General features: G+C 63.8%; 24 protein-coding genes and 1 pseudogene. 19 read left to right on the top strand and 6 right to left on the bottom strand.

The genetic code is table 11. The features are described from left to right. The coding region (locus AC0L15_RS31175; protein ID WP_473498141.1) for a peptidylprolyl isomerase at nucleotides 1-827 on the top strand (827 nt) is incomplete at its 5' end. A gap of 79 nt (nucleotides 828-906) precedes the next feature. Here AC0L15_RS31175 and AC0L15_RS31170 read toward each other — a convergent pair. Beyond that, nucleotides 907-1,548, bottom strand: a complete 642-nt coding sequence (locus AC0L15_RS31170) for a TetR/AcrR family transcriptional regulator (RefSeq protein WP_287245787.1) — start codon at nucleotides 1,546-1,548, stop codon at nucleotides 907-909. A gap of 195 nt (nucleotides 1,549-1,743) precedes the next feature. Here AC0L15_RS31170 and argJ point away from each other — a divergent pair, with 195 nt between their 5' ends. The 5 genes from argJ to AC0L15_RS31145 all read left to right on the top strand — a co-directional run bounded on the left by argJ (nucleotide 1,744) and on the right by AC0L15_RS31145 (nucleotide 4,915). Then, complete coding sequence (gene argJ, locus AC0L15_RS31165; protein ID WP_473498139.1) at nucleotides 1,744-2,985, top strand: bifunctional glutamate N-acetyltransferase/amino-acid acetyltransferase ArgJ; 1,242 nt, start codon at nucleotides 1,744-1,746, stop codon at nucleotides 2,983-2,985. After that, the gene (locus AC0L15_RS31160; RefSeq protein ID WP_208602559.1) at nucleotides 2,985-3,764 is read left to right on the top strand and encodes a GNAT family N-acetyltransferase; all 780 of its coding nucleotides are present in this window, start codon (nucleotides 2,985-2,987) and stop codon (nucleotides 3,762-3,764) included. Before argJ ends, AC0L15_RS31160 begins: the two co-directional genes overlap by 1 nt. Continuing rightward, nucleotides 3,761-4,183, top strand: coding sequence for a (deoxy)nucleoside triphosphate pyrophosphohydrolase (locus AC0L15_RS31155; RefSeq protein WP_287076434.1), 423 nt, complete (start codon nucleotides 3,761-3,763; stop codon nucleotides 4,181-4,183). The genes AC0L15_RS31160 and AC0L15_RS31155 overlap by 4 nt, the downstream gene beginning before the upstream one ends. A gap of 112 nt (nucleotides 4,184-4,295) precedes the next feature. Next, nucleotides 4,296-4,637 (top strand): hypothetical protein, encoded by a 342-nt coding sequence (locus AC0L15_RS31150; protein ID WP_287215499.1) that lies wholly within the window; start codon nucleotides 4,296-4,298, stop codon nucleotides 4,635-4,637. Between the two features lie 98 nt (nucleotides 4,638-4,735). Beyond that, nucleotides 4,736-4,915, top strand: coding sequence for a Flp family type IVb pilin (locus AC0L15_RS31145; RefSeq protein WP_023797290.1), 180 nt, complete (start codon nucleotides 4,736-4,738; stop codon nucleotides 4,913-4,915). Nucleotides 4,916-4,942: 27 nt separating this feature from the next. Here AC0L15_RS31145 and AC0L15_RS31140 read toward each other — a convergent pair. Further along, nucleotides 4,943-5,720 (bottom strand): annotated as a pseudogene (locus AC0L15_RS31140) (methyltransferase domain-containing protein). A gap of 53 nt (nucleotides 5,721-5,773) precedes the next feature. Here AC0L15_RS31140 and AC0L15_RS31135 point away from each other — a divergent pair. Genes AC0L15_RS31135 through AC0L15_RS31120 form a run of 4 tightly spaced genes read left to right on the top strand, consistent with a single transcriptional unit; the run spans nucleotide 5,774 to nucleotide 8,170 of the window. Continuing rightward, entirely contained in the window at nucleotides 5,774-6,559 is a 786-nt protein-coding gene (locus tag AC0L15_RS31135) for a ComF family protein (RefSeq protein ID WP_023797292.1), read from the top strand. Between the two features lie 27 nt (nucleotides 6,560-6,586). Then, the gene (grxC, locus tag AC0L15_RS31130) at nucleotides 6,587-6,856 is read left to right on the top strand and encodes a glutaredoxin 3 (RefSeq protein ID WP_254028141.1); all 270 of its coding nucleotides are present in this window, start codon (nucleotides 6,587-6,589) and stop codon (nucleotides 6,854-6,856) included. Between the two features lie 10 nt (nucleotides 6,857-6,866). Then, nucleotides 6,867-7,748 carry a carbon-nitrogen hydrolase family protein gene (locus AC0L15_RS31125; RefSeq protein WP_473498136.1) on the top strand — a complete coding sequence of 294 codons (882 nt, stop codon included), beginning with the start codon at nucleotides 6,867-6,869 and terminating at the stop codon, nucleotides 7,746-7,748. After that, nucleotides 7,745-8,170 carry a DUF1178 family protein gene (locus tag AC0L15_RS31120; RefSeq protein WP_128248362.1) on the top strand — a complete coding sequence of 142 codons (426 nt, stop codon included), beginning with the start codon at nucleotides 7,745-7,747 and terminating at the stop codon, nucleotides 8,168-8,170. Before AC0L15_RS31125 ends, AC0L15_RS31120 begins: the two co-directional genes overlap by 4 nt. Nucleotides 8,171-8,290: 120 nt before the next feature. On the opposite strand, the gene AC0L15_RS31115 is transcribed toward AC0L15_RS31120, so the two are convergent. Continuing rightward, nucleotides 8,291-8,590: a hypothetical protein gene (locus tag AC0L15_RS31115; RefSeq protein WP_287245793.1), complete on the bottom strand. Its 300-nt coding sequence runs from the start codon at nucleotides 8,588-8,590 to the stop codon at nucleotides 8,291-8,293. Nucleotides 8,591-8,651: 61 nt separating this feature from the next. On the opposite strand from AC0L15_RS31115, the gene AC0L15_RS31110 reads away from it, so the two are divergent. After that, on the top strand, nucleotides 8,652-8,930 hold the full coding sequence (locus tag AC0L15_RS31110) for a helix-turn-helix domain-containing protein (RefSeq protein WP_023797297.1): 279 nt from the start codon (nucleotides 8,652-8,654) through the stop codon (nucleotides 8,928-8,930). On the opposite strand, the gene AC0L15_RS31105 is transcribed toward AC0L15_RS31110, so the two are convergent. Next, the gene (locus tag AC0L15_RS31105) at nucleotides 8,876-9,124 is read right to left on the bottom strand and encodes an ankyrin repeat domain-containing protein (RefSeq protein ID WP_353843518.1); all 249 of its coding nucleotides are present in this window, start codon (nucleotides 9,122-9,124) and stop codon (nucleotides 8,876-8,878) included. The genes AC0L15_RS31110 and AC0L15_RS31105 overlap by 55 nt on opposite strands. 14 nt (nucleotides 9,125-9,138) lie before the next feature. Then, entirely contained in the window at nucleotides 9,139-9,630 is a 492-nt protein-coding gene (locus AC0L15_RS31100; RefSeq protein ID WP_287245796.1) for a MarR family winged helix-turn-helix transcriptional regulator, read from the bottom strand. 88 nt (nucleotides 9,631-9,718) lie between these two features. Here AC0L15_RS31100 and AC0L15_RS31095 point away from each other — a divergent pair, with 88 nt between their 5' ends. Further along, nucleotides 9,719-10,648, top strand: coding sequence for a DMT family transporter (locus AC0L15_RS31095; protein WP_287245798.1), 930 nt, complete (start codon nucleotides 9,719-9,721; stop codon nucleotides 10,646-10,648). Between the two features lie 143 nt (nucleotides 10,649-10,791). Here AC0L15_RS31095 and ubiG read toward each other — a convergent pair whose 3' ends face one another. Then, entirely contained in the window at nucleotides 10,792-11,541 is a 750-nt protein-coding gene (ubiG, locus tag AC0L15_RS31090; RefSeq protein ID WP_091600073.1) for a bifunctional 2-polyprenyl-6-hydroxyphenol methylase/3-demethylubiquinol 3-O-methyltransferase UbiG, read from the bottom strand. A 360-nt stretch (nucleotides 11,542-11,901) separates the two neighbouring features. Between ubiG and AC0L15_RS31085 the strand changes: the two genes are divergently transcribed. The 7 genes from AC0L15_RS31085 to AC0L15_RS31055 all read left to right on the top strand — a co-directional run bounded on the left by AC0L15_RS31085 (nucleotide 11,902) and on the right by AC0L15_RS31055 (nucleotide 22,222). After that, on the top strand, nucleotides 11,902-13,155 hold the full coding sequence (locus AC0L15_RS31085) for an aspartate kinase (RefSeq protein ID WP_023797301.1): 1,254 nt from the start codon (nucleotides 11,902-11,904) through the stop codon (nucleotides 13,153-13,155). Nucleotides 13,156-13,336: 181 nt separating this feature from the next. Beyond that, complete coding sequence (gene ptsP / locus AC0L15_RS31080; RefSeq protein ID WP_023797302.1) at nucleotides 13,337-15,607, top strand: phosphoenolpyruvate--protein phosphotransferase; 2,271 nt, start codon at nucleotides 13,337-13,339, stop codon at nucleotides 15,605-15,607. 9 nt (nucleotides 15,608-15,616) lie between these two features. Beyond that, complete coding sequence (gene prfA / locus AC0L15_RS31075) at nucleotides 15,617-16,696, top strand: peptide chain release factor 1 (RefSeq protein WP_027153339.1); 1,080 nt, start codon at nucleotides 15,617-15,619, stop codon at nucleotides 16,694-16,696. 132 nt (nucleotides 16,697-16,828) lie between these two features. After that, entirely contained in the window at nucleotides 16,829-17,719 is an 891-nt protein-coding gene (gene prmC / locus AC0L15_RS31070; protein ID WP_287245800.1) for a peptide chain release factor N(5)-glutamine methyltransferase, read from the top strand. Nucleotides 17,720-18,021: 302 nt separating this feature from the next. Continuing rightward, nucleotides 18,022-18,981, top strand: coding sequence for a DUF4167 domain-containing protein (locus tag AC0L15_RS31065; RefSeq protein ID WP_287245802.1), 960 nt, complete (start codon nucleotides 18,022-18,024; stop codon nucleotides 18,979-18,981). Nucleotides 18,982-19,205: 224 nt separating this feature from the next. Next, nucleotides 19,206-21,812 carry an ATP-dependent chaperone ClpB gene (clpB, locus tag AC0L15_RS31060; RefSeq protein WP_287245803.1) on the top strand — a complete coding sequence of 869 codons (2,607 nt, stop codon included), beginning with the start codon at nucleotides 19,206-19,208 and terminating at the stop codon, nucleotides 21,810-21,812. A gap of 44 nt (nucleotides 21,813-21,856) precedes the next feature. Then, the gene (locus tag AC0L15_RS31055) at nucleotides 21,857-22,222 is read left to right on the top strand and encodes an MmcQ/YjbR family DNA-binding protein (protein ID WP_473498132.1); all 366 of its coding nucleotides are present in this window, start codon (nucleotides 21,857-21,859) and stop codon (nucleotides 22,220-22,222) included. Nucleotides 22,223-22,494 lie beyond the last annotated feature (272 nt).

Below are 22,494 nucleotides of genomic sequence, written 5' to 3'. Positions count from 1 at the left end.
AACCAGCCCCCGCCCAGCCGGGCGCACCCGCCCAGCCGGCCGCGCCGGTCGATCCGAACGCCGTGGTCGCCACGATCAACGGCCAGTCGCTGACCGAGGCAGATCTTGCGCTTGCCGAAGGCGAGCTGTCGCAGCAGTTCGCGCAGATGCCGCCCGAACAGCGCCGCGCCGCAGCCCTTTCGGCAGCGATCGAAATCAAGGTCATGGCCGCCCAGGCGGTCACCACCGGCCTCGACAAGGATCCCGACTTCCAGCGCCGCATGGCGTTCCTGCAGCAGCGCGCCCTGCATGGCGAAATGGTCGAGAAGGATGTCGTCGGCAAGATCACCGATGCCGAGGTTCGCGCCCGCTACGACCAGGAAATCGCCAACACGCCGCCGGCCAACGAGGTCCATGCCCGTCACATCCTCGTGAAGACGAAGGAAGCGGCCGATGCGATCATCAAGCAGCTCGATGGCGGCGCCGATTTCCAGAAACTCGCCAACGAGCACACCAGCGATCCGAGCGGCAAGACCAGCGGCGGCGATCTCGGCTGGTTCGGACCCGGTCAGATGGTGCCGGAATTCGATAAGGCGGTGTTCGCGCTGGCGGTCGGCAAGTACACCGAGCAGCCGGTGCAGTCGCAGTTCGGCTGGCACGTCATTCAGGTCGAGGACAAGCGCGCCAAGCAGCCGCCGGCCTTCGACCAGGTCAAGGATCAGGCCCGTCAGGCAGTCATCCGCGACAAATACATCGCGCTGGTCAAGTCGCTGCGCGCCCAGGCCAAGGTCGAGATCCCGGACGAGAAGCTGAAGAAGACGGTCGACGCGCTGGAAAACACCAAGTAGGCGAGGGCGAGGCTAGGGCAGTCGGTTCTTCCCTTCTCCCACAACAAGGGGAGAAGGGAAGCGCGGCGCCGAGATCGCCCTATCCTACGATGCGTCGACGCCTTGAACGCTGCCGGATCGCCGGCGGCGAGTTCCCCGGTGGAGCTATGCCCTTCAACAGATAGCCAACCGCCTTGCGCAGCGTCGTTTCGTCTTCGTCGAGGCGATTGGTCAAAAGATGCGTCCAGGCAAACGAGGCGACCAGGTCGGCGACGAGCGTGGAATCGACGTCGGCCGCGACCTCGCCTCTTGCCTTGGCGCGTTCGATCATCTGGCCGGAATGGGCATGGCGTCCTTTGGTGTATTCGGCAAGCACGGCGGCCACGGTCGCGTCCGACTGCGCCTCGGCGATCAACGATCTGAAGATGCTGCCTGACGATGTTTCGCGCCAGTGCGAGAACAGGCTTTTGAGGAAGCCGACGAGATCGTCCTCGAGGTTGCCAGTATCGGGATAAACGACACGCTTTAGCCGCTGATAGACGTCGAACAGCAAGGCGGCCTTGCTCGGCCACCAGCGATAGATTGTCGGCTTTCCCGCACGCGCCCGCCGCGCCACCGCCTCGATCGAGAAGCCGGAATAACCGGCCTCGACCAGAACTGCCTCGGCGGCGTCGAGAATGGCGTCGGCGCTGTCGGGGTTGCGCCGCGCGCCGATCGACCTGCGCCCCCCATCCAGCCCCATCCTGTTTTCCTTCGATGCTTTTTCGTCGGCAGATCGTACACGCTCTCTCGACGAAACGAAACGGTCCGTTTCGCGCAACTGAGCGTTTCGTTTCGATGAGAAAGGGCATGTGCCCAACCATCAAACGCCCTTGCGCCGGCGCCCGCTATCGGGCAAACCGGCGTTCCCGTTGCGTTTTTCCCGCCCGAGGTCTTCATGTCAGCCACGATTTCGCCGCTCGCGCCGAAGAAATATCCCAACATGCCTGACATCGAAGGCGTCCGCATCGCCACCGCCGAGGCCGGGATAAAGTACAAGAACCGCACCGACCTGCTGACCATGGCCTTCGATGCCGGCACCACGGTCGCCGGCGTGTTCACCAAGTCGAAATGTCCGTCGGCGCCAGTCGATTTCTGCCGGCAGAATCTCGGGCATGGCAAGGCGCGCGTTCTGGTCGTCAATTCCGGCAACGCCAATGCCTTCACCGGCAACAAGGGCCGAGCCTCCACGGCAATGACCGGCGAGGCTGCGGCCAAGGCTGCGGGTTGCACGCTGGACGAGGTGTTTCTGGCCTCGACCGGCGTCATCGGCGAGCCGCTGGATGCCGCCAAGTTCAGCCATCTGCTCGCCGGACTGGTGAGGGACGGCAGGCCGGACCTGTGGACCGAAGCCGCCAAGGCGATCATGACCACCGACACCTATCCGAAACTGGCGACCGCGACGGCAAAACTCGGCGACGCCGACGTCACCATCAACGGCATTGCCAAGGGCGCCGGCATGATCGCGCCCGACATGGCGACGATGCTCTCCTTCATCGCTACCGACGCGCCGATCGCAGCCCCCGTGCTGCAGGATCTTTTGTCGCGCGGCACCGCCAAGACCTTCAATGCGGTCACCGTCGACAGCGACACCTCGACCAGCGACACGCTGCTGATGTTCGCCACCGGCACGGCCGCCCGGCGCGGCGCGCCTGATATCACGAATGCCGGCGATGCGCGCCTCGGCGCCTTCCGCCGCGCGCTCGGCAAGGTGTTGAAAGCGCTGGCGCTGCAAGTGGTGCGAGACGGCGAGGGCGCGCGAAAACAGGTCGAGGTCACCGTCACCGGCGCGAAATCGGCCCGCTCGGCCAAGCGCATCGCGCTGTCGATCGCCAATTCGCCGCTGGTCAAGACGGCGGTCGCCGGCGAGGACGCCAACTGGGGCCGCGTCGTCATGGCCGTCGGCAAGGCCGGCGAACCGGCCGACCGCGACCTGCTGTCGATCTGGTTCGGCGACATCAGGCTGGCGCATCAGGGCGAGCGCGACGTCGCCTACTCCGAGGAGGCGACGTCGGCCTACATGAAGCGCGACGAGATCCGCATCCGTGCCGATATCGGCATCGGCCGCGGCAAGGCGACGGTGTGGACTTGCGACCTCACCAAGGAGTATGTCGCCATCAACGGCGATTATCGGAGTTGATGGCGTTGGTTTCCAGACATCCGGCAAGCGTGCTTGCCATCGTGCGCCGCTACGAGGCGGCCGGCTTTCGCGCTTGGCCGGCGGCGGCCGTGCATTATGACGGCACCTGGGTGGTGCGGCTGACGGCGGGCCATCCGGCCAAGCGGCTGAATTCGGTCAACCCGCTCGATCCGGGCGACATCCAGCACATTGCCGATCGCATCGGCCGCGCCAGCCGCCGTTTCGACGCCTATGGCCGGCCGCTGACCTTCCGCATATCGCCGCTGTCGGGGCCGATCCTTGCCAAGCATCTCGACAGCGAGGGCTGGAGTACATTCGACGAATCGCTGGTGATGCGGCTGCCGCTGGCGGACGCCCAACTCGATGCCGCCATGGACCAGATCCCGCTGAAGGACATCAGCCGCTTCATCGGCGCGGCGCTCAAGGTAAGCGGCTCGGATGTGTCGCTGCGGCCGGGCCTGTCGGAGATCATCGGCGCCATCCAGCCGGAAGCTGGGCTGTTCGCGCTCGAAGACGGCACCGAACCGCTGGCGACGCTGATCTGCGTCCATGACGGCGATCTTGCCGGGCTGTTCGAGATCGCCACCGACAGATCGGTGCGCAACCAGGGCCATGGCCGCCACCTCATCCTGTCGGCGCTGAAATGGGCACGGCTGCGCGGCGCCCGGGAAGCCTGGCTGCAGGTCGAGGCCGACAACGCGCCGGCGCTGGCGCTCTATCGTTCGCTCGGGTTCGACGAAGTCTATCGTTACCATTATCGCCGGCCGCCCGGCGCATGACCGGCCCGCACCCTGTCGGCAAACGCCTGCTCCTGGTCGCAGCCTGCGCGCTGGTCGATACCGACGGCCGCGTGCTTCTGGCGCAGCGCCCCGTAGGCAAGCAACTGGCCGGCCTGTGGGAGTTTCCGGGCGGCAAGGTCGAGCCCGGCGAGACGCCGGAAGAATGCCTCATCCGCGAATTGTACGAGGAGATCGGCATCGAAACCGATATTCCCTGCCTGGCGCCGTTCACCTTCGCCAGCCATTCCTACGATGATTTTCACCTGCTGATGCCGCTGTTCGTCTGCCGTCGCTTCCGCGGCATCGCGCAGCCGAAGGAGGGGCAGGTGCTGAAATGGGTGCGGCCGCGTCAGATGCGCGATTTTCCGATGCCGCCGGCCGACGCGCCACTGATCCAGTTCCTCATCGATCTTCTGTGATTTTGCCCTCCGAGACATAGACAACGTTAATGGAAGATTTATCTGGCCGTGAAAAAATGACGGCAGAAATCGAAGGAAGGTCATGTCCAGGCCTTCGCCGGAGGGCGGTTGCATGAGCCTCGACAGGGACTGGGATTCGATCCGACCCGACCGCAGCTTTAGGGCTGCCGGCATGGGAATATTGCGGATCACGCTTTTGTTCGGCTCGGCCGCGGTGGCGCTGGCCCTGATCGCCACGCCCTTGCTCGACAACCGGACGCGATCAGCCCGCGACGATTTTGCCGGCGGCCTCGACAGGATGAGCACAGGGTCGGTTGAAAGCACGGCTTCGATTGGGAACACGGGCTCGACCGGCCGTCGTGATACCTACACGCTGCGCAGGAGCGTGCTGCAGCCGCTGCCCACTTCGATCTGCGTGATACGCGACAATGGCCAGCGCAGCGGCGACTGCTGACACCGGCCAAAGCGGTGCTTTCATCGCCTGTTAAGCCTGTGTCATTAACCTTTCTTAACAGGTCCGCGCTAGGGTTCCGGCAAGCGGGATCGACGGCCATGAAAACATTGCTGCAACGATTTTGGGAAGACAAGACAGGCGCGACGGCTGTCGAATATGGGCTGATCGTGGCCGTGCTGTCGCTTACCATCGTAGGCGGCGTCGGCAAGGTCGCCGACGCAATCACGTGGCTGTTCAGCGACAATGCCAGCAAGCTTGTGAAGGCTTTCGCGCAGTAACCGGCCAGCCGCGTCCATAATAACCGGTCAGCGCCGGCCGGGATTTTCCAGGATTGTCTTCAGCGACAGTTTTGCCGAGCCCGGCTTCAGCGGTTTTTGCTGCGAGGCGTCGGGCGCCCAGCCTGACATCCAGACGATCGGAAAACTCGCCCTGACGCGGCCATCGGCATCCGAAAATCGTTCGGCATAGATTTCGGCGGCGCGGGCAAACAGTTTTCGTGTGGCCGGTCGCCTGCTGCGGTCGATGAGCGCGCTGGTCTCGCCCATCGCCCGCAGGTCCGCCATCAGGCCGAACAGGGAATCGTAGCGCACCGTCACCGTCTCGACGTCGGCGACGGGCAAGGCCAGACCGGCGCGTTGCAAAAGCGCGCCGGCGTCGCGCACGTCGGTGAACGGGATGACGCGCGGGCTGGCGCCGCCGTAAAACTCGGTCTCGGCGGCGAGCAGGCATTCGCGCAGCTCGGAAAGCGTGCCGGCGCCGGCAAAAGCGCCTAGGAAAAGACCGTCCGGCTTCAGTGCGCGGCGGATCTGCACCAGCATGCCGGGAATGTCGTTCATTGCATGAAGCGACAAAAGCGACACCGCGAGGTCGAGGCTTTCCGGCTCGAATGGCACGGTCTCCAACTGCCGCCGGCGTCTGGCAAAACAGGACGGCCGCCCTGTCGAATTTGCGTTCCACTGCGCCCAGCCGGTCGGCGAGTTCCTCGGCCGCCCGCCGCATCAGGAAATCCGCGCCGGCAGCCGGGCTGGCGAGGGCCCGGCGCTTGTGCGCCAGCCAGAGAGAAGTATCGACTATAGGTTGCAACTGACAGTTCCTAGTTTCCGCACTCTGATATAGGGTGGCGGAGAAAGAACCACGTGGCCGATCCAATGCCGGATATCAAGAGTGTCGCTCGAAAGGCGTTGGACTGGCCGGCGCGCATCCTGTTTCCGCCGGTTTGCGCCGGTTGCCGACGGCATGTCTCGCAGCCCGGCGTGCTGTGCGGCGCCTGCTGGCCGAAACTCAGGCTTCTGGAGCGGCCATGGTGCCCGGTGATGGGCACGCCGTTCACCCATCACATGGGCGAGGGGTTCCTGTCGGCCGAGGCGATCGCCGACCCGCCGCCCTTCGAGCGGGCACGGGCCGCGGTCGCTTACTCAGGTGTCGCCCGCCAGATGGTGCAAGGGCTGAAATACCAGGATCGCACCGATCTGGCGCCGTGGATGGCGCGCTGGATGCTGCGCGCCGGTGCCGAACTGATCGCGGAAGCCGATGTGGTCGTGCCGGTGCCGCTGCACTGGCGGCGCTTTTTCAGGCGTCAGTTCAACCAGTCGGCGGAACTGGCAAGGGCGGTATCGCAGCTTGGCGGGCTGCCTTTTGCGCCCTCCGCGGTCAGGCGCGTCAAACTCACCCGCCAGCAGGTCGGGCTGGAGCGGCGGGAACGCGAGGAGAATGTGCGTGCCGCCTTCAGAGTGCCGGAGGAGGCCGAGATCGAGATCGCCGGCCGCCGGGTGCTCCTGATCGACGATGTCTATACCACCGGCGCCACTGTCCGCGCCGTCGCCAAGGCGCTGAAGAAGGGCGGTGCCGGGACGGTCGACGTGCTGACCTTTGCGCGCGTCCTGCCGGGGGACTTTCGGGCCGACGAGTCCGCGACTATATAGATTGGGAAAAGGCAGGATTGCTGACCGATGGTCGACGTGACGATCTACACACGGATGATGTGCGGCTATTGCACGGCGGCCAAGCGGCTGCTCGAGCGCAAGGGTGTCGCCTACACCGAGCATGACGCCTCCTTCTCGCCGGAACTGCGCCGGGAAATGATTTCCCGCGCGAATGGCCGTTCGACCTTTCCGCAGATATTCATCGGCGACACACATGTCGGCGGCTGTGACGATCTCCATGAACTGGAGGCAGAGGGTCGGCTGGACCGTCTGCTCGCCAATGGCTCGACGAATTGAGGACAAGACGATGGGTGCTTTCAAGGCGGCGGCGATCCAGATGCGTTCGGGCACCAGCCCTGAGCGCAACGCGGTCGATCTGGAGCGGCTGGTGCGCGAGGCCGCGGGCCAGGGTGCGACCTATATCCAGTCGCCGGAAATGACCGGTGCGCTGGTCCGCGACAGCCAGGCGCGGGCCGCCGCCTTCACGTCCGAGGACAAGGACATCACCGTTTCGACCGCGCGAAAGCTGGCGAAAGATCTTGGCGTCTTCCTGCATATCGGCTCGACCGCCATCCTGCGCGCTGACGGCAAGCTCGCCAACCGCGCGCTTCTGTTCGGGCCGGATGGCGCCACCATTGCCACCTACGACAAGATCCACATGTTCGACGTCGATCTCGACAATGCCGAGAGCTGGCGCGAATCCGCCGCCTACGAGCCCGGCACCGAGGCCGTCGTCACCGAGATCAGCGGCGCCGGGATCGATGGGGCGAAGCTGGGTTTCTCCGTCTGCTACGATTTGCGCTTTCCGCAGCTGTTCCGCGCTGAGGCGCTGGCCGGCGCCGACCTGCTGTCGGTGCCCGCCGCCTTCACCCGTCAGACCGGCGAGGCGCACTGGCACGTGCTGCTGCGGGCGCGCGCCATCGAGAACGGCGCCTATGTCGTTGCCGCGGCGCAAGGCGGCTTGCACGAGGACGGCCGCGAGACCTATGGCCATTCGCTGATCGTCGATCCGTGGGGCCGCATCGTCGCCGAGGCGTCACATGACGAACTGGCGGTGATCATCGCCGAGATCGACCCGGCGCAGTCGGCCGCCGCCCGCAAGAAGATCCCGAATCTGAAAAATTCACGCGACTTCGCCGTGAACGCCACTCCGGTCGAGGCGCAAAGTCTCAGGGGTGCGGCGTCTTGATTCGCTTTTCACTGATCTGTGACCACGAGCATGAATTCGAAGGCTGGTTTCGCAGCAACGACGATTTCGACACCCAGAAGAAGCGTGGCTTCGTCGATTGCCCGACCTGCGGCTCGCACAAGGTCGAGAAGGCGTTGATGGCGCCGGCCGTCTCCACCGGGCGCAGCCGAGAAAAGATCGCGCTCGCCATGGGCGAGGCCCAGAAGCAGGCGTTGGCGCAATTGAAGGCGATGGCCGAGAAGGTGCGCGAGAACGCCGACTATGTCGGCGACAAGTTTGCCGAGGAGGCGCGCAAGATCCATTTCGGCGAGAGTGATCCGCGCGGCATCTATGGCGAGGCGACGCTGGAGGAGGCCAAGAGCCTGGCCGAGGACGGCGTCGAATTCATGCCGGTGCCGGCATTCCCGGAGGATCGTAACTGATAGACTGGTGTGACGGTTGGTACCGGGACGGGATTCCGCTTCGACCCGTTGCGGTCCTTGGACCATGTCGCAAACCGGATTATGCGAATGTTGCAAAAAATCGGGCGCGAAACTGTCGCTTTAATCGGGGTTTTCGCGACAGTCGCAAAATCCGCATAGCTGCCGTTCTGTCGCAGAATTCCTAAAACCGATGTCAGCCCACGAGCGGATAAGGGTTGCATCCAATACGGGAATCCCGTATAGTTGAGCCTCATGGCGGAAGACAGGTTCGACCCCGCCAAGGATGCGGTCAACCGCGAAAAGCACAAGCTGCCGCTGGCCTTTGGCGATCGGATTTTTGCGGATTATCCCCTCGATCCGCGAGATCGACGGCGAGGAGCGGTTTAAGGTGGTCGGTTTCGTCGGGGAGAAGCTGTTCACCGGCGTTTCGTCTGGCGGGGCGACTTGCCTCGCTTCATCTCGGTGAGAAGGAGCAACAAGGGTGAAGAAAGAGCACATCACGCTGCCTGCTGACCCGACCGACGCCGAAGATTTCGACGTGATGGCCGAAGCACTGGACCGGGGCCAGCGCGCCCGCCTGATCCGCAGGACGAGGACTGGGCTTGGCCTGTCGCAAGCCGAGTTCGCCAGCCGCTTCCGGGTCCCGGTCGGCACGCTGCGCGACTGGGAGCAGGCGCGGGCGACCGCGCCGGATTTCGCCATCGCCTATGTGCGGGTGATCGGCCAACATCCGGACATGGTGGCAAAGGCTGTCGCATAGCTGGCGTTGCCCGCATGCGACTTCTCGGCACCGCGTTTTAGAAGAAGTTCGATCGAGGCGGCGTCAATGGCATCGGGCGCTGCGATGTGAAGAACCGTCTGCCCCGCCTTGTCCTGTGCGTTGATATCGATGCCCTGCGACAACAGGAGGTCGAGGATCGCGACCTCCTGCGGAAACGTCGCACGGATCGGCACCAACCGCCTGATCTTCACCCCCGGCTGACGCTCCCTATCAACTTCTCAAGCAGGCCAGCGAGTGTGTCCTGTTCGGCGCGCGTCAGGCCGGAAAGTATCTCGTGTTCGTTGGCGACGTGAGCGGCGACAGCCTCATCGACCAATGCCAGACCTTTATCGGTCAGTTGCACGACAACCCCGCGCCGGTCGTTGGGATGCGGCCCGCGTTTGATCAATCCGGTTTTCTCAAGCCGGTCGAGCCGGTTGGTCATGGCGCCCGACGTCACCATCGTCGCCTCATAGAGGGCAGTGGGCGTCAGCGCGTAAGGTGATCCGGAACGGCGCAGCGTCGCCAGCACATCGAATTCCCCGGATTGCAGCCCGAAACGCGCAAACAGCGGAGCGAGGTGCTCTCGTGCAATCAGCGACGAGGCTTCGCTCAACCGTCCAAGCACGGCCATCGGAGAAACATCCAGATCCGGCCGCTCTCGTTTCCACTGCTCGATCGCCTTCGCGGCGCGATCCATCTCTCTCACCGTTAAATATCTTGACATTAAGAATCTTTGCATTATCTTACCTCAAGACAAAAGAGCCGCAAGGACAATAAGGTTCGTTATGAAATTTCTCTGGGATTCAGCGCTCGGTCTTTTGCTCGTCACCGGCGGCCTGCTCGGCCTGACGCTGCCGTTCGGCAAGATCGCTACGGCGGCCGGTGTTTCGGCCATGGTCTGGGCCCTCGTCATCTCGCTCGGCGCCGGCGGCGTGCTTTTGTGCGTCCTGCTGCTGCGCGGGCAGCGCATCCGGCTCACCCCGCACAGGCTGCGCTATTTCTTCGTCACCGCAGCGGTGTCCTACGCCTTTCCCAATCTGTTGATGTTCTCGACCATTCCGCATCTCGGCGCCGGCTACACCGGTATCATGTTCACGCTGTCGCCGGTGGTCACACTGGTGTTTTCGATCCTGCTCGGCGTCCAGCGTCCCAATCTGCTTGGTATCGTCGGCATTGCCGTCGGCTTCGTTGGTGCTGTCATGGTGGCGGTGACGCGCGGCGAGGCTGGCCAGCCGGCCGAATTTTTCTGGGTGGCGGCGGGGCTGCTCATTCCGGTCAGCCTTGCCGCCGGCAATATCTACCGCACGGTCGACTGGCCGCTAGGGACCGGACCGATCGAGCTTGCCGTCGGCAGCCATCTGGCATCGGCCGCGCTGCTTGTTTGCGGCATCTTCACGCTGCAGGGCGGCGGTTCGCTCGCCCTGCTCGCCGGCGCGCCGCTGGTCGTCGTCGGGCAGGTCGCATCAGCCGCGGCGATGTTCGCTTTCTTCTTCCGGCTGCAGGCGGTCGGCGGCCCGGTCTATCTCAGCCAGATCGGCTATGTCGCGGCGGCGGTCGGATTGTCTGCCGGGACGATGTTTCTCGGCGAGCACTATCAATTGCTGACCTGGGCCGGCGCTGCCATCATTGTCGCCGGCGTGTTCATCACCACCAAGGCGCAAAGCCAGATCGCCCCGAAGACGCAAAGTCAGACGGGTGAGAAGGTGGCGGCGTGAGAGACTGTTTGGAAACTCTACTCCGGCGGCCATCTGATGGCGCTTCCGGTGCTCACGGACCCAAATGTCCGCTCCGCTCCGGTTCTCGAAACCACCACCATATGACTCGCCGGAGCGACTTTCCAAACAGCCTCTGAGAAGGTTCAGGCGGGTGCCTTCTCCGCCAGCACCATGTAGTTGACGTCCATGTCCTTCGAACGCTGCCAGCGGTCGGCGAGCGGATTGTAGGTGACGCCGGTGCGGTCGATGATGGTCAGGCCAGCGCCGGCAAGCGCCTTTTCCAACTCGTCTGGCCGCACCAGCTTGCCGAACTGGTGGGTGCCGCGCGGCAACCAGCGCAGCACATATTCGGCGCCGATAATGGCCAGACCGAGCGCCTTCAGCGTGCGGTTGATGGTGGCGACGACCATGATGCCGCCGGGCTTAAGCATCTCGCCGCATTTGGCCACGAACAGGTCGATGTCGGCAACATGCTCGACCACTTCCATGTTGAGGATGACGTCGAATTTCTCACCGGCGTCAGCCAGGTCCTCTGCTGTCGTGGCACGGTAATCCACCGTCACGCCGACCTCCGCCGCATGCAGCCTGGCCACTTCGATGTTGGTGGCGGATGCGTCGGCGCCGACCACTTCGGCGCCAAGCCGCGCCATCGGTTCGCACAACAGCCCGCCGCCGCAGCCGATGTCGAGGATGCGCAGGCCCTCGAACGGCCGCGCCGCGCGCGGGTCGCGGCCGAAGCGCGCCGCTACCTGGTCGCGTATATAGGCAAGCCGGATCGGATTGAACTTGTGCAGCGGGCGGAATTTGCCGTTCGGATTCCACCATTCGGCGGCAAGAGCGGAAAAACGCTCCACTTCTCCGGCATCGATCGTCGATCGTCGGGGTTCTGGCATCGTGTGGTCTCCCGCAGACTCAAAAATTCAGAGCGCGATCGGGCGCAAAACCGGATACCACTTTTGCTGATCGCGCTCTGGTGCGCTAGGAAGTCGGTCGAGAGCCGGCGAATGTCAAGGCAGCAAATTTCGGCTGTTGCCGGCTGCGCCTCTGCGACAGGCGTTCGGGTAGGCGCGTTGCGCTCGTATGCCGCCTTCGTCGCCTAAGGGGGCAAGCAGGGGGGGCAAGCGGTGGCACGCCTTGCGAAACCCAAAGCATTTGGCTAAGGAGGCCGCAAATTCAGCGGCTGGCCCAGCCCGACGCTCCGTTTCCGTTCTTCGGCCGCCGTTTCGGCACCCAGTCAAAGGCATTTCGCTTCCATGGCGCGCATCGTGATGAAATTCGGCGGGACCTCCGTCGCCGACATCGTCCGCATCCGCAATGTGGCGCGCCATGTCAAACGCGAGGTCGATGCCGGCCATGAGGTCGCGGTGGTCGTCTCGGCGATGGCCGGCAAGACCAACGAGCTCGTGCAGTGGACGCGCGAAGCCTCGCCGATGCACGATGCCCGCGAATATGACGCCGTCGTTGCCTCCGGCGAGCAGGTGACTGCCGGCCTGCTGGCGATCGCGCTGCAGAACATGGGCGTCCATGCCCGTTCCTGGCAAGGCTGGCAGATCCCGATCAAGACCGACAATGCGCATGGCGCGGCGCGCATTCTCGACATCGACGGCGCGTTCCTGATCAAGCGCTTCGGCGAGGGCCAGGTGGCGGTGGTCGCCGGCTTCCAGGGCATCGGCCCGGACAACCGCATCGCGACGCTCGGCCGCGGCGGCTCCGACACCAGTGCCGTCGCCATCGCGGCGGCGGTCAAGGCAGACCGCTGCGACATCTACACCGACGTCGACGGGGTCTACACCACCGACCCGCGCATCGAGCCGAAGGCGCGGCGGCTGGCCAAGATTTCCTTCGAGGAAATGCTTGAAATGGCCTCGCTCGGCGCCAAGGTCCTGCAGGTACGCTCGGTCGAGCTTGCCATGGTGCATAGGGTGCGTACTTTCGTGCGGTCGTCCTTCGACGATCCCGACGCGCCCGGAATGGGGGATTTGCTCAATCCGCCCGGAACGCTTATTTGCGACGAGGAAGAGATCGTGGAACAGCAGGTCGTCACCGGAATTGCCTACGCCAAGGACGAAGCGCAGATTTCGTTGCGCCGTGTCGGTGACCGGCCCGGCGTCGCCGCCGGCATTTTCGGGCCGCTGGCCGAAGCCAACATCAATGTCGACATGATCGTCCAGAACATTTCCGAGGACGGCAAGTTCACCGACATGACCTTCACCGTGCCGTCCGGCGATGTCGACAAGGCGCTTGCCGTGCTCGAGCGGCTGAAGACCACGATCGGCTATGACGTCGTGCAGTCGGAAGCCGGCATGTCGAAAGTCTCGGTCATCGGCATCGGCATGAGGAGCCATGCCGGCGTCGCCGCCACCGCCTTCAAGGCGCTGGCCGACAAATCGATCAACATCCGTGCGATCACCACATCCGAGATCAAGATTTCGATCCTGATCGACGGTCCCTACACAGAACTTGCTGTTCGCACTTTGCATTCCATCTACGGTCTGGATAAGCAGTAGCAGACTGCTCGGTCCGGAAATCGGAGGTCGATCTTCGGAAAGCACGATGCAGCAGTTCGAAGTCTTGGAGCGTCCTTTGTGGGTCCAATTGGACCGACGCCGCTCTATTTGAGTTGTTGCGTGAGCGCCGGCCGCGGGAGAAACTGCGGCGGGCATAATGTCTATTGGAGAATAAGCCGCGATGCGTGATACGGCCAGTGGCCCGCGCGTTTTGCTGAAACGGCTCCGCGAGCTCATGCAGGAGCCGCTGGAGCCGCAGGAGCGGCTCGACCGCATCGTGCGCGACATCGCCGCCAATATGGTCGCTGAAGTGTGCTCGCTCTACGTGCTGCGCGCCGATTCGGTGCTCGAACTCTATGCCACCGAGGGCCTGAATCCGAAGGCCGTCCATTTGGCGCAGCTCAGGCTGGGGGAAGGCCTCGTCGGCACGATCGCGGCCTCGGCACGGCCGCTCAATCTCTCCAACGCGCAGGAACATCCAGCCTTCGCCTACCTGCCGGAGACGGGGGAGGAGATCTACAATTCCTTCCTCGGCGTGCCGGTGCTCAGGGCGGGGCGCACGCTCGGTGTGCTGGTCGTCCAGAACAAGACCATGCGCCACTATCGCGACGACGAAGTCGAGGCGCTGGAAACGACGGCGATGGTGATCGCCGAGATGATCGCCACCGGCGACCTTGCCCGGCTGACCCGGCCCGGCCTCGAACTCGATCTGCGCCGCCCGGTGAGCTTTACCGGCCTGTCCTTCAACGAGGGCGTCGGACTTGGCCATGTCGTGCTGCATGAGCCGCGCATCGTCGTCACCAATCTGTTCAACGAGGACAGCGATGAAGAGATCAAGCGGCTCGATGCGTCGCTCGGTTCGCTCCGGCTCTCCATCGACGACATGCTGGAACGCCGCGAAGTCGCCTTCGAGGGCGAGCACCGCCAGGTGCTCGAAGCCTATCGCATGTTCGCCAACGACAGCGGCTGGGTGCGCCGGTTGGAAGAGGCGGTACGCAATGGCCTGACGGCGGAAGCGGCGGTGGAAAAAGTGCAGAGCGACATGCGTGCCCGCATGCTGCACATGACCGATCCTTATCTGCGCGAGCGGATGAGCGATTTCGACGATCTCGCCAACCGGCTGCTGCGCCAGCTGATGGGGCGCGGGCCGGACGATGTCGCGGTCTCGCTGCCGAAGGACGCCATCATCGTCGCCCGCTCGATGGGGGCCGCCGAACTGCTCGATTATCCCAGAGACAAGCTGCGCGGGCTGGTGCTGGAGGACGGCGCAGCGACCAGCCACGTCGTTATCGTGGCGCGGGCCATGGGCATACCGGTTGCGGGCCAGATGAAGGGCGCCGTTTCCATGGCGGAAAACGGCGACGCCATCATTGTCGACGGCGAAGAAGGCGCCATCCACCTGCGCCCCCAGCCGGACCTCGAAGCCGCCTATGCCGAAAAGGTCCGCTTCCGGGCGCGGCGGCAGGAGGTCTATCGCGAGCTGCGCAAGAAGCCGTCGATGACCAAGGACGGCGTCCAGGTCGACCTTTTGATGAATGCGGGCCTGGCCGTCGATCTGCCGCAGCTTGCCGAGGCCGGCGCCGCCGGTATCGGCCTGTTCCGCACCGAGCTGCAGTTCATGGTCGCCTCGACCTTTCCGCGGGCGGAAGCCCAGGAACGGCTCTACCGTGACGTGCTCGACGCGGCGCGCGGCAAGCCGGTGACATTCCGCACCATTGATATCGGCGGCGACAAGGTGTTGCCCTACTTCAAGGACACGATCCAGGAAGAGAACCCGGCGCTCGGCTGGCGCGCCATCCGCCTGACGCTCGACCGGCCGGGCCTGTTGCGTACCCAGATCCGAGCGCTTTTGAAGGCATGCGGCGGGCGTGAACTGAAGCTGATGCTGCCGATGGTGACGGAGCTCGGCGAGATCGCCCAGGCGCGCGAAATCATCGATCGCGAAGTGCGGCATCTGTCGCGTTTTGCCCATCATCTGCCGACCAGCCTGAAGCTCGGGGCCATGCTGGAAGTGCCTTCGCTGCTGTTCCAGCTCGATGAGCTGATGAAGGCCGTCGATTTCGTCTCGGTCGGCTCGAACGATCTGTTCCAGTTCGTCATGGCGGTCGATCGCGGCAACACGCAGCTCGCCGACCGCTTCGATGTGCTGTCGACGCCGTTCCTGCGCGCGCTGAAGCAGATTGCCGACGCCGGGGTGCGCAATCAAACCCCGGTGACCTTGTGCGGCGAGCTGGCCGGCAAGCCGATCTCGGCGATGGCGCTGATCGGCCTTGGCTACCGATCGATCTCGATGTCGCCGGCCTCGATCGGTCCGGTCAAGGCGATGCTGACGGAACTGCCGCTGGCCGAGCTGGAAGCGTTCTTCGACGACAATCTCATGGCGCCGGCCCAGGGGTTGCCGATGCGGGCGCTGCTGCAGGCCTTTGCCGACGACCGCTCCATTCCGCTATAGACTTTCGCCATGATCAACCTGCCCCGCGACCGCATGGATCAAGTCGTCAAGCGTTTCGACATGCTCGAAGCGCAAATGTCGGCCGGGCCGGCGGCGGACGCCTATGTCAAGATGGCGTCGGAATATGCCGACATGCAGGAGATGGTGGCTAAGATCAGGGCGCTGCGCACCGCCGAGCATGAACAGGCCGACCTGCAGGCGATGCTCGCCGACAAAAGCACCGATGCCGAAATGCGGGCACTGGCCGAGGCCGATCTGCCGGAGGTCAAGGAACGCATCGAAGCGCTGCAGAAGGACATCCAGATCCTGCTTCTGCCCAAGGATGCCGCCGACGACAAGAATGCCATCCTCGAAATCCGCGCCGGCACCGGCGGCGACGAGGCGGCTCTCTTTGCCGGCGACCTGTTTCGCATGTACGAACGCTATGCCGCGGCACGCGGCTGGCGTTTCGAGACGGCGTCGGCCAGCGAGGGCGAGGTCGGCGGCTACAAGGAAATCATCGCCACGATTTCGGGCAAGGGGGTCTTTGCCCATCTGAAATTCGAGTCCGGCGTGCATCGTGTGCAGCGCGTGCCGGCGACCGAGGCCGGCGGGCGCATCCACACCTCGGCGGCGACGGTTGCCGTGCTGCCCGAAGCGGAAGAGGTCGACATCGACATCAGGGCCGAAGACATCCGCATCGATACGATGCGCGCCTCGGGTTCGGGCGGCCAGCACGTCAATACCACCGATTCGGCAGTGCGCATCACCCATCTGCCGACCGGCATCATGGTCGTACAGGCGGAGAAGTCGCAGCACCAGAACCGGGCCAAAGCCATGCAGATCCTGCGCGCCAGGCTTTACGACCTCGAGCGCAGCAAGGCTGACGAGGAACGCTCCGAATCGCGCAAATCTCAGGTCGGTTCGGGCGATCGCTCGGAGCGCATCCGCACCTATAATTTCCCGCAGGGCCGCGTCACCGACCATCGCATCAATCTGACGCTCTACAAGCTCGACCGGGTGATGATGGGCGAACTCGACGAGATCATCGACGCGCTGATCGCCGATCACCAGTCGAAGCTGCTCGCCGATATCGGCCTCGATGGCTGACAGTCTGCCCAGTAGGCCGGTGTGGCTTTGAATTCGAAATTCGTATCACGTTGGACCTGCGCATTTCGAATTCAAAATCACACCAGCAGGTTGCTGGTATCTAGGTGGTGGATTTGAGGTTCCTGGACGCTGATGCCAACAAATAGCAGGAACCTCAAATCCACCACACTAGGGCTGCTGCTGAAAGCGGCGCGGGCACGCCTTGCTGCGGCCGCAGTCGCCGATCCGGCGCTGGATGCGAGGCTGATCGTCGAACATTTTTCCGGCACGACCCGCACACAAGCCATCGCCGATCCCGAATGCAGTGTCGATGCCGGCGCGATTGCCGCGATCGATGCAGCCTTGAGGCGGCGGGTTGCCGGTGAGCCGGTGCATCGCATCCTCGGCCATCGCGAGTTCTATGGCTTGCGCCTGTCGCTGTCACCGGAAACGCTGGAGCCGCGACCGGACACCGAAACGCTGGTCGAAGCGGTGCTGCCCTTCGTGAAGGCGACAGCGGGACGGCAAGGCGAGTGCCGCATCCTTGATCTCGGCACCGGCACCGGCGCCATCGCGCTGGCGCTGCTCAGCGCCGTTCCGGCGGCGGTCGCCACCGGTGTCGATATTTCGCAAGGCGCGCTGGCGACCGCCATGCGCAATGCCGGGGAATTGGGGTTGGCCGACCGGTTCCAGGTGCTCAAATCCGACTGGTTCGAAAAAGTTTTTGGCCGATACCATGTAATTGCCGCCAACCCGCCCTATATAGCGTCCATAGACATCGAAAATCTGCAGGGCGAAGTCCGCGATTTCGATCCACGCCAAGCCCTCGATGGCGGCGTGGACGGTCTGAGTCCCTACAGGATCATCGCCGCCGAGGCGGCAGGTTTTTTGGAAGCCGAGGGCAGGATTGCGGTCGAGATCGGCCACACCCAACGCAAAGAGGTCACGGGCATATTCTCCGCAGCCGGCTATATGCCGGCGGGGGTATTCCGCGACTTTGGCGGAATCGAGAGGGTTCTGATCTTTGAACTGACAAAGCCGTGATGCAGTGCAAAAAAAGCGCTTGGCAATGCCGGGGAATGCGGCTAGGGTCGCCTTAACCGGATGAGACGAAGCAGGCAGTGCTCTTAGCGATTCGGTTTCCTTGGAAATAGCTGCCTTCTTGTGCAAACGACGCCCAAGCTTCGTGCGGGGATCGTCCGGCAAGTGATGTAACCGGAACAGGATGACACGTGGCGCCAACGCAATCGATGCGGGCGAACGCCGGTGAAGAGACGAAACGGCTGGCTGCATGAGCGCCTCCGTTCGTGAAAAGTTTTCGAAAATTTCAAAATGAAGAGAGTCGAATGAGGCCACAACAGCAGAACAGGCGCATGCGCGGTCGCAACAACAATGGCGGCGGCAACAACAATAACAACAACCGCAAGGGTCCAAATCCCCTGACGCGCAATTACGAGAGCAACGGTCCGGACGTGAAGATCCGCGGATCGGCTCAGCAGATCGCCGAAAAATACGCAACCCTTGCCCGTGACGCGCAAAGCTCCGGCGACCGGGTGATGGCGGAAAACTATCTCCAGCACGCCGAGCACTACAATCGCATCATCGCTGCCGCGCAGGCGCAGCTGCCGATCCAGAGCGCTCAGCAGAACCGCGACGATTTCGACGATGACGGCGACGAAGATCGCGACGAGTTCGACAATGCCGGCAACAGCAATGTCGGCGAGACTGCGGCTCCGGTGGTCAACCACGGTGCAGGCCCGCAGCCGGTCATCGACGGCACGCCGGCCGAATTGACGTTCAACCAGGAAAACGGCCGTGACAATCGTGATGCCAGTGGGCGCGATGCCGGTGGGCGCGATGCCGGCGGGCGAGACAACCGCCATCGCGACCGTCGCCCCAATGGCGGCTACGGCCAGAACGGCCAGCGCGGCGAATTTGGTGCGCGCGGCGAGCAGGGCGGACAGCGCGGCGATCAGAACCGGCGCAACGAGAGACCGGTTCAGAACGAAACCCCCGTGCAGGCGGAAGCTGTGTCTCCGAACGAGCCTGTTTCTGTGGCCGAACCCGCGCCGCAGTTCGAAAGCTTTTCGCCAGCGGCTCTGGCTGCCCAGGCCGAGATGAACGAAGCCGCCGCCGAAAGCGGCGCTGCCCGCCGCCCCAGGCGTCCGCGCCGTCCGCGCGTCAATGCTGATCAGGTGGCTGATCAGGTGGATGGCGGTAACGACAATGCTGGCGGCGATAACGTGAATGCTGCTCCGGCGGATGACGCCGGTGGCGAGCCCACCATCGTCGACGTAAACAACTGATCGAGCAAGGCCCAGACATTCCTGGACGGCGGAGAGAAATCTCCGCCGTTTTTGTATGTGCGCCCCCCGGGAAATATTATGAGTCCGCCGTTATCGGGACGTCTTGAGGGTCTGTGGATTGCGCCCCATATCTCGCGTGAACAGGACCCGGCTCGAACGGGCGGGTCCGTCACCGCAATCTGATCCGGTGCCGCAAAGCGGGCCGGTGACGGAAGGAGACAGATATGAACCTTGAAAAATATTCCGAGCGCGTGCGCGGCTTCATCCAGTCGGCGCAGACCTTGGCGCTCTCGCGCAACCACCAGCAATTCACCCCCGAACATATATTGAAAGTGCTCGTCGACGACGACGAGGGCCTGGCAGCGTCGTTGATCGAGCGCGCCGGCGGCAGCGTCCGCGACGTCAAGCTGGGCGTCGAGACGGCACTTGAGGCAATGCCCAGGGTGGAAGGCGGCAACGGCCAGCTCTATCTGGCGCAACCGCTGGCCAAAGTGTTCTCGACCGCCGAGGAACTGGCAAAGAAGGCCGGCGACAGCTTCGTCACGGTCGAGCGGCTGCTGACGGCGCTGGCGGTCGAGAAATCCGCCAAGACCGCCGACATCCTGACCAAGGCCGGCGTGACGCCACAGGCGCTGAACCAGGTGATCAACGACGTCCGCAAGGGTCGCACCGCCGATTCGGCGAGCGCCGAGCAGGGCTATGATGCGCTTAAGAAGTACGCGCGCGATCTCACCGCCGACGGTCGCGCCGGCAAGCTCGACCCGGTCATCGGCCGCGACGACGAGATCCGCCGCACCATCCAGGTGCTGTCGCGCCGCACCAAGAACAATCCGGTGCTGATCGGTGAACCCGGCGTCGGCAAGACGGCGATCGCCGAAGGGCTGGCGTTGCGCATCGTCAATGGCGACGTGCCGGAATCGCTCAAGGACAAGCAGTTGATGGCGCTCGATATGGGATCGCTGATCGCCGGCGCCAAATATCGCGGCGAATTCGAGGAGCGGCTGAAGGCGGTTCTTTCGGAAGTTACCGCTGCGGTTGGCGGCATCATCCTGTTCATCGATGAGATGCACACGCTGGTCGGCGCCGGCAAGGCGGATGGCGCCATGGATGCATCGAACCTGTTGAAACCGGCGTTGGCACGCGGCGAACTCCACTGCGTCGGGGCGACGACGCTCGACGAATACCGCAAGCATGTCGAGAAGGACGCCGCCCTTGCCCGCCGCTTCCAGCCGGTCTTCGTCAATGAGCCGACGGTGGAAGACACCGTCTCCATCCTGCGCGGCCTGAAGGAGAAATACGAGCAGCACCACAAGGTGCGCATTTCGGATTCGGCGCTGGTCGCGGCAGCGTCGCTGTCCAACCGCTACATCGCCGACCGCTTCCTGCCGGACAAGGCGATCGACCTTGTCGACGAGGCCGCGTCGCGGCTGCGGATGCAGGTCGATTCGAAGCCCGAAGCGCTGGACGAGATCGACCGCCGCATCATGCAGCTCAAGATCGAGCGTGAGGCGCTGAAGGTCGAGAAGGACGACGCGTCGAAGGACCGGCTCGCCCGGCTCGAAAAGGATCTTTCCGTCCTGGAAGAGGAATCGACCGAACTGACCTCGAAGTGGCAGGCCGAGAAGCAGAAGCTCGGGCTCGCCGCCGACCTGAAGAAACAGCTCGACGAGGCGCGCAACGAGCTCGCCATCGCCCAGCGAAAAGGTGAATTCCAGCGCGCCGGCGAGCTTGCCTATGGCAAGATTCCGGAGCTCGAAAAGAAGCTGACGCAGGCCGAGGCGCAAGACGGCAAGGTCGGCATGGTCGAAGAGGTGGTCACCCCCGATCACGTCGCCCACATCGTGTCGCGCTGGACCGGCATTCCGGTCGACAAGATGCTGCAAGGCGAGCGTGACAAGCTGCTGCGCATGGAAGATGAAATCGGCAAGCGTGTCGTCGGCCAGGGCGAGGCGGTGCAGGCCGTGTCGAAAGCGGTTCGCCGTGCCCGCGCCGGCCTGCAGGATCCGAACCGGCCCATCGGTTCGTTCATGTTCCTCGGACCGACGGGCGTCGGCAAGACCGAACTGACCAAGGCGCTTGCCAGCTTCCTGTTCGACGACGAGAGCGCCATGGTGCGCATCGACATGTCGGAGTTCATGGAGAAGCACTCGGTCGCCCGGCTGATCGGCGCGCCTCCCGGCTATGTCGGCTATGAGGAGGGCGGCGCGTTGACCGAAGCGGTGCGGCGCCGGCCCTACCAGGTCGTGCTGTTCGACGAGATCGAGAAAGCGCATCCGGACGTGTTCAACGTGCTGCTGCAGGTGCTCGATGATGGCCGCCTGACCGACGGGCAGGGCCGCACGGTCGATTTCCGCAACACGCTGATCATCATGACGTCGAACCTCGGCGCCGAATATCTGGTCAACCTCGGCGAGAACCAAGACGTCGATGTCGTGCGCGACGAGGTGATGGGTGTCGTCAGGGCGTCGTTCCGGCCGGAATTCCTCAACCGCGTCGACGAGGTGATCCTGTTCCACCGGCTGCGCCGGCAGGATATGGGCCGCATCGTCGAGATCCAGCTCAAGCGGCTGGAAAGCCTGCTCGCAGATCGCAAGATCACGCTTTCGCTGGATCAGGAGGCGATCGACTGGCTGGCGGCCAAGGGCTACGATCCGGCCTATGGCGCGCGGCCGTTGAAGCGGGTGATGCAGAAGGACCTTCAGGATCCGCTGGCGGAGAAAATCCTGCTCGGCGACATTCTCGACAGCTCGACCGTCAAGGTCACCGCTGGTTCCGATCGGTTGAACTTCCGGTCGAAGCCGACGATCGTAGCGACCGAGGCGGCGGCCTGATTTTCGAGGCCCGCCGCATAATCAAAAAATTAAACGGGGCACAGATGACGTTGGACGACTACAACAGCTTCTGCGCCACGCTGCCGTCGGCGACCCATGTGGTCCAGTGGGGCGGTGCTCATGTCTGGAAGGTCGGAGCCAAGGTCTTTGCGATCGGCGGTTGGAGCGATGGCAAGGAGCCGTTCGTCACCTTCAAATGCTCCGACATCGCTTATGACATCTTGAAGGAACAGGCGGGCCTTCGGCCCGCGCCCTATCTTGCCTCACGCGGCATGAAATGGATCCAGCGCCAGACAAGCCAAAGAATGGACGATGACGCGCTAAAAGACTATCTGCGCGAAAGCCACCGCCTCGTCGTGCTCAAGCTGACGAAGCGGGCGCGCAAGGAATTGGGATTCGCCGCCAGCTAGTGTTCTTGCTCCAGCCCGCCAGAAATCCGCCATCTTCATGCCCGGTTCATGTTGGAACCTTATGGTTGGCAACTGATTTGCTGGCGAAGGGGTTCGCCTGCCGCAAAGGCCCGAAAATCGAATTGGATTTTCGGAAAGCATGATGCGGAGATTTTTACGTGCTAGAGCGTCCCCGGGGGGGCGGCAAGGCCCGCCGGGGGGGCGGGAGAGACAACCCCCGGGGGGGGGGGATTAGGGTGGAGTGTCGCAAGGGGAGTTATTAAATAAGACAA

Source organism: Mesorhizobium sp. WSM4846 (genome assembly GCF_055811415.1).
The sequence above is the reverse complement of the archived record's forward strand: the minus strand, read 5'-3'. Positions and strand labels throughout refer to the sequence as shown.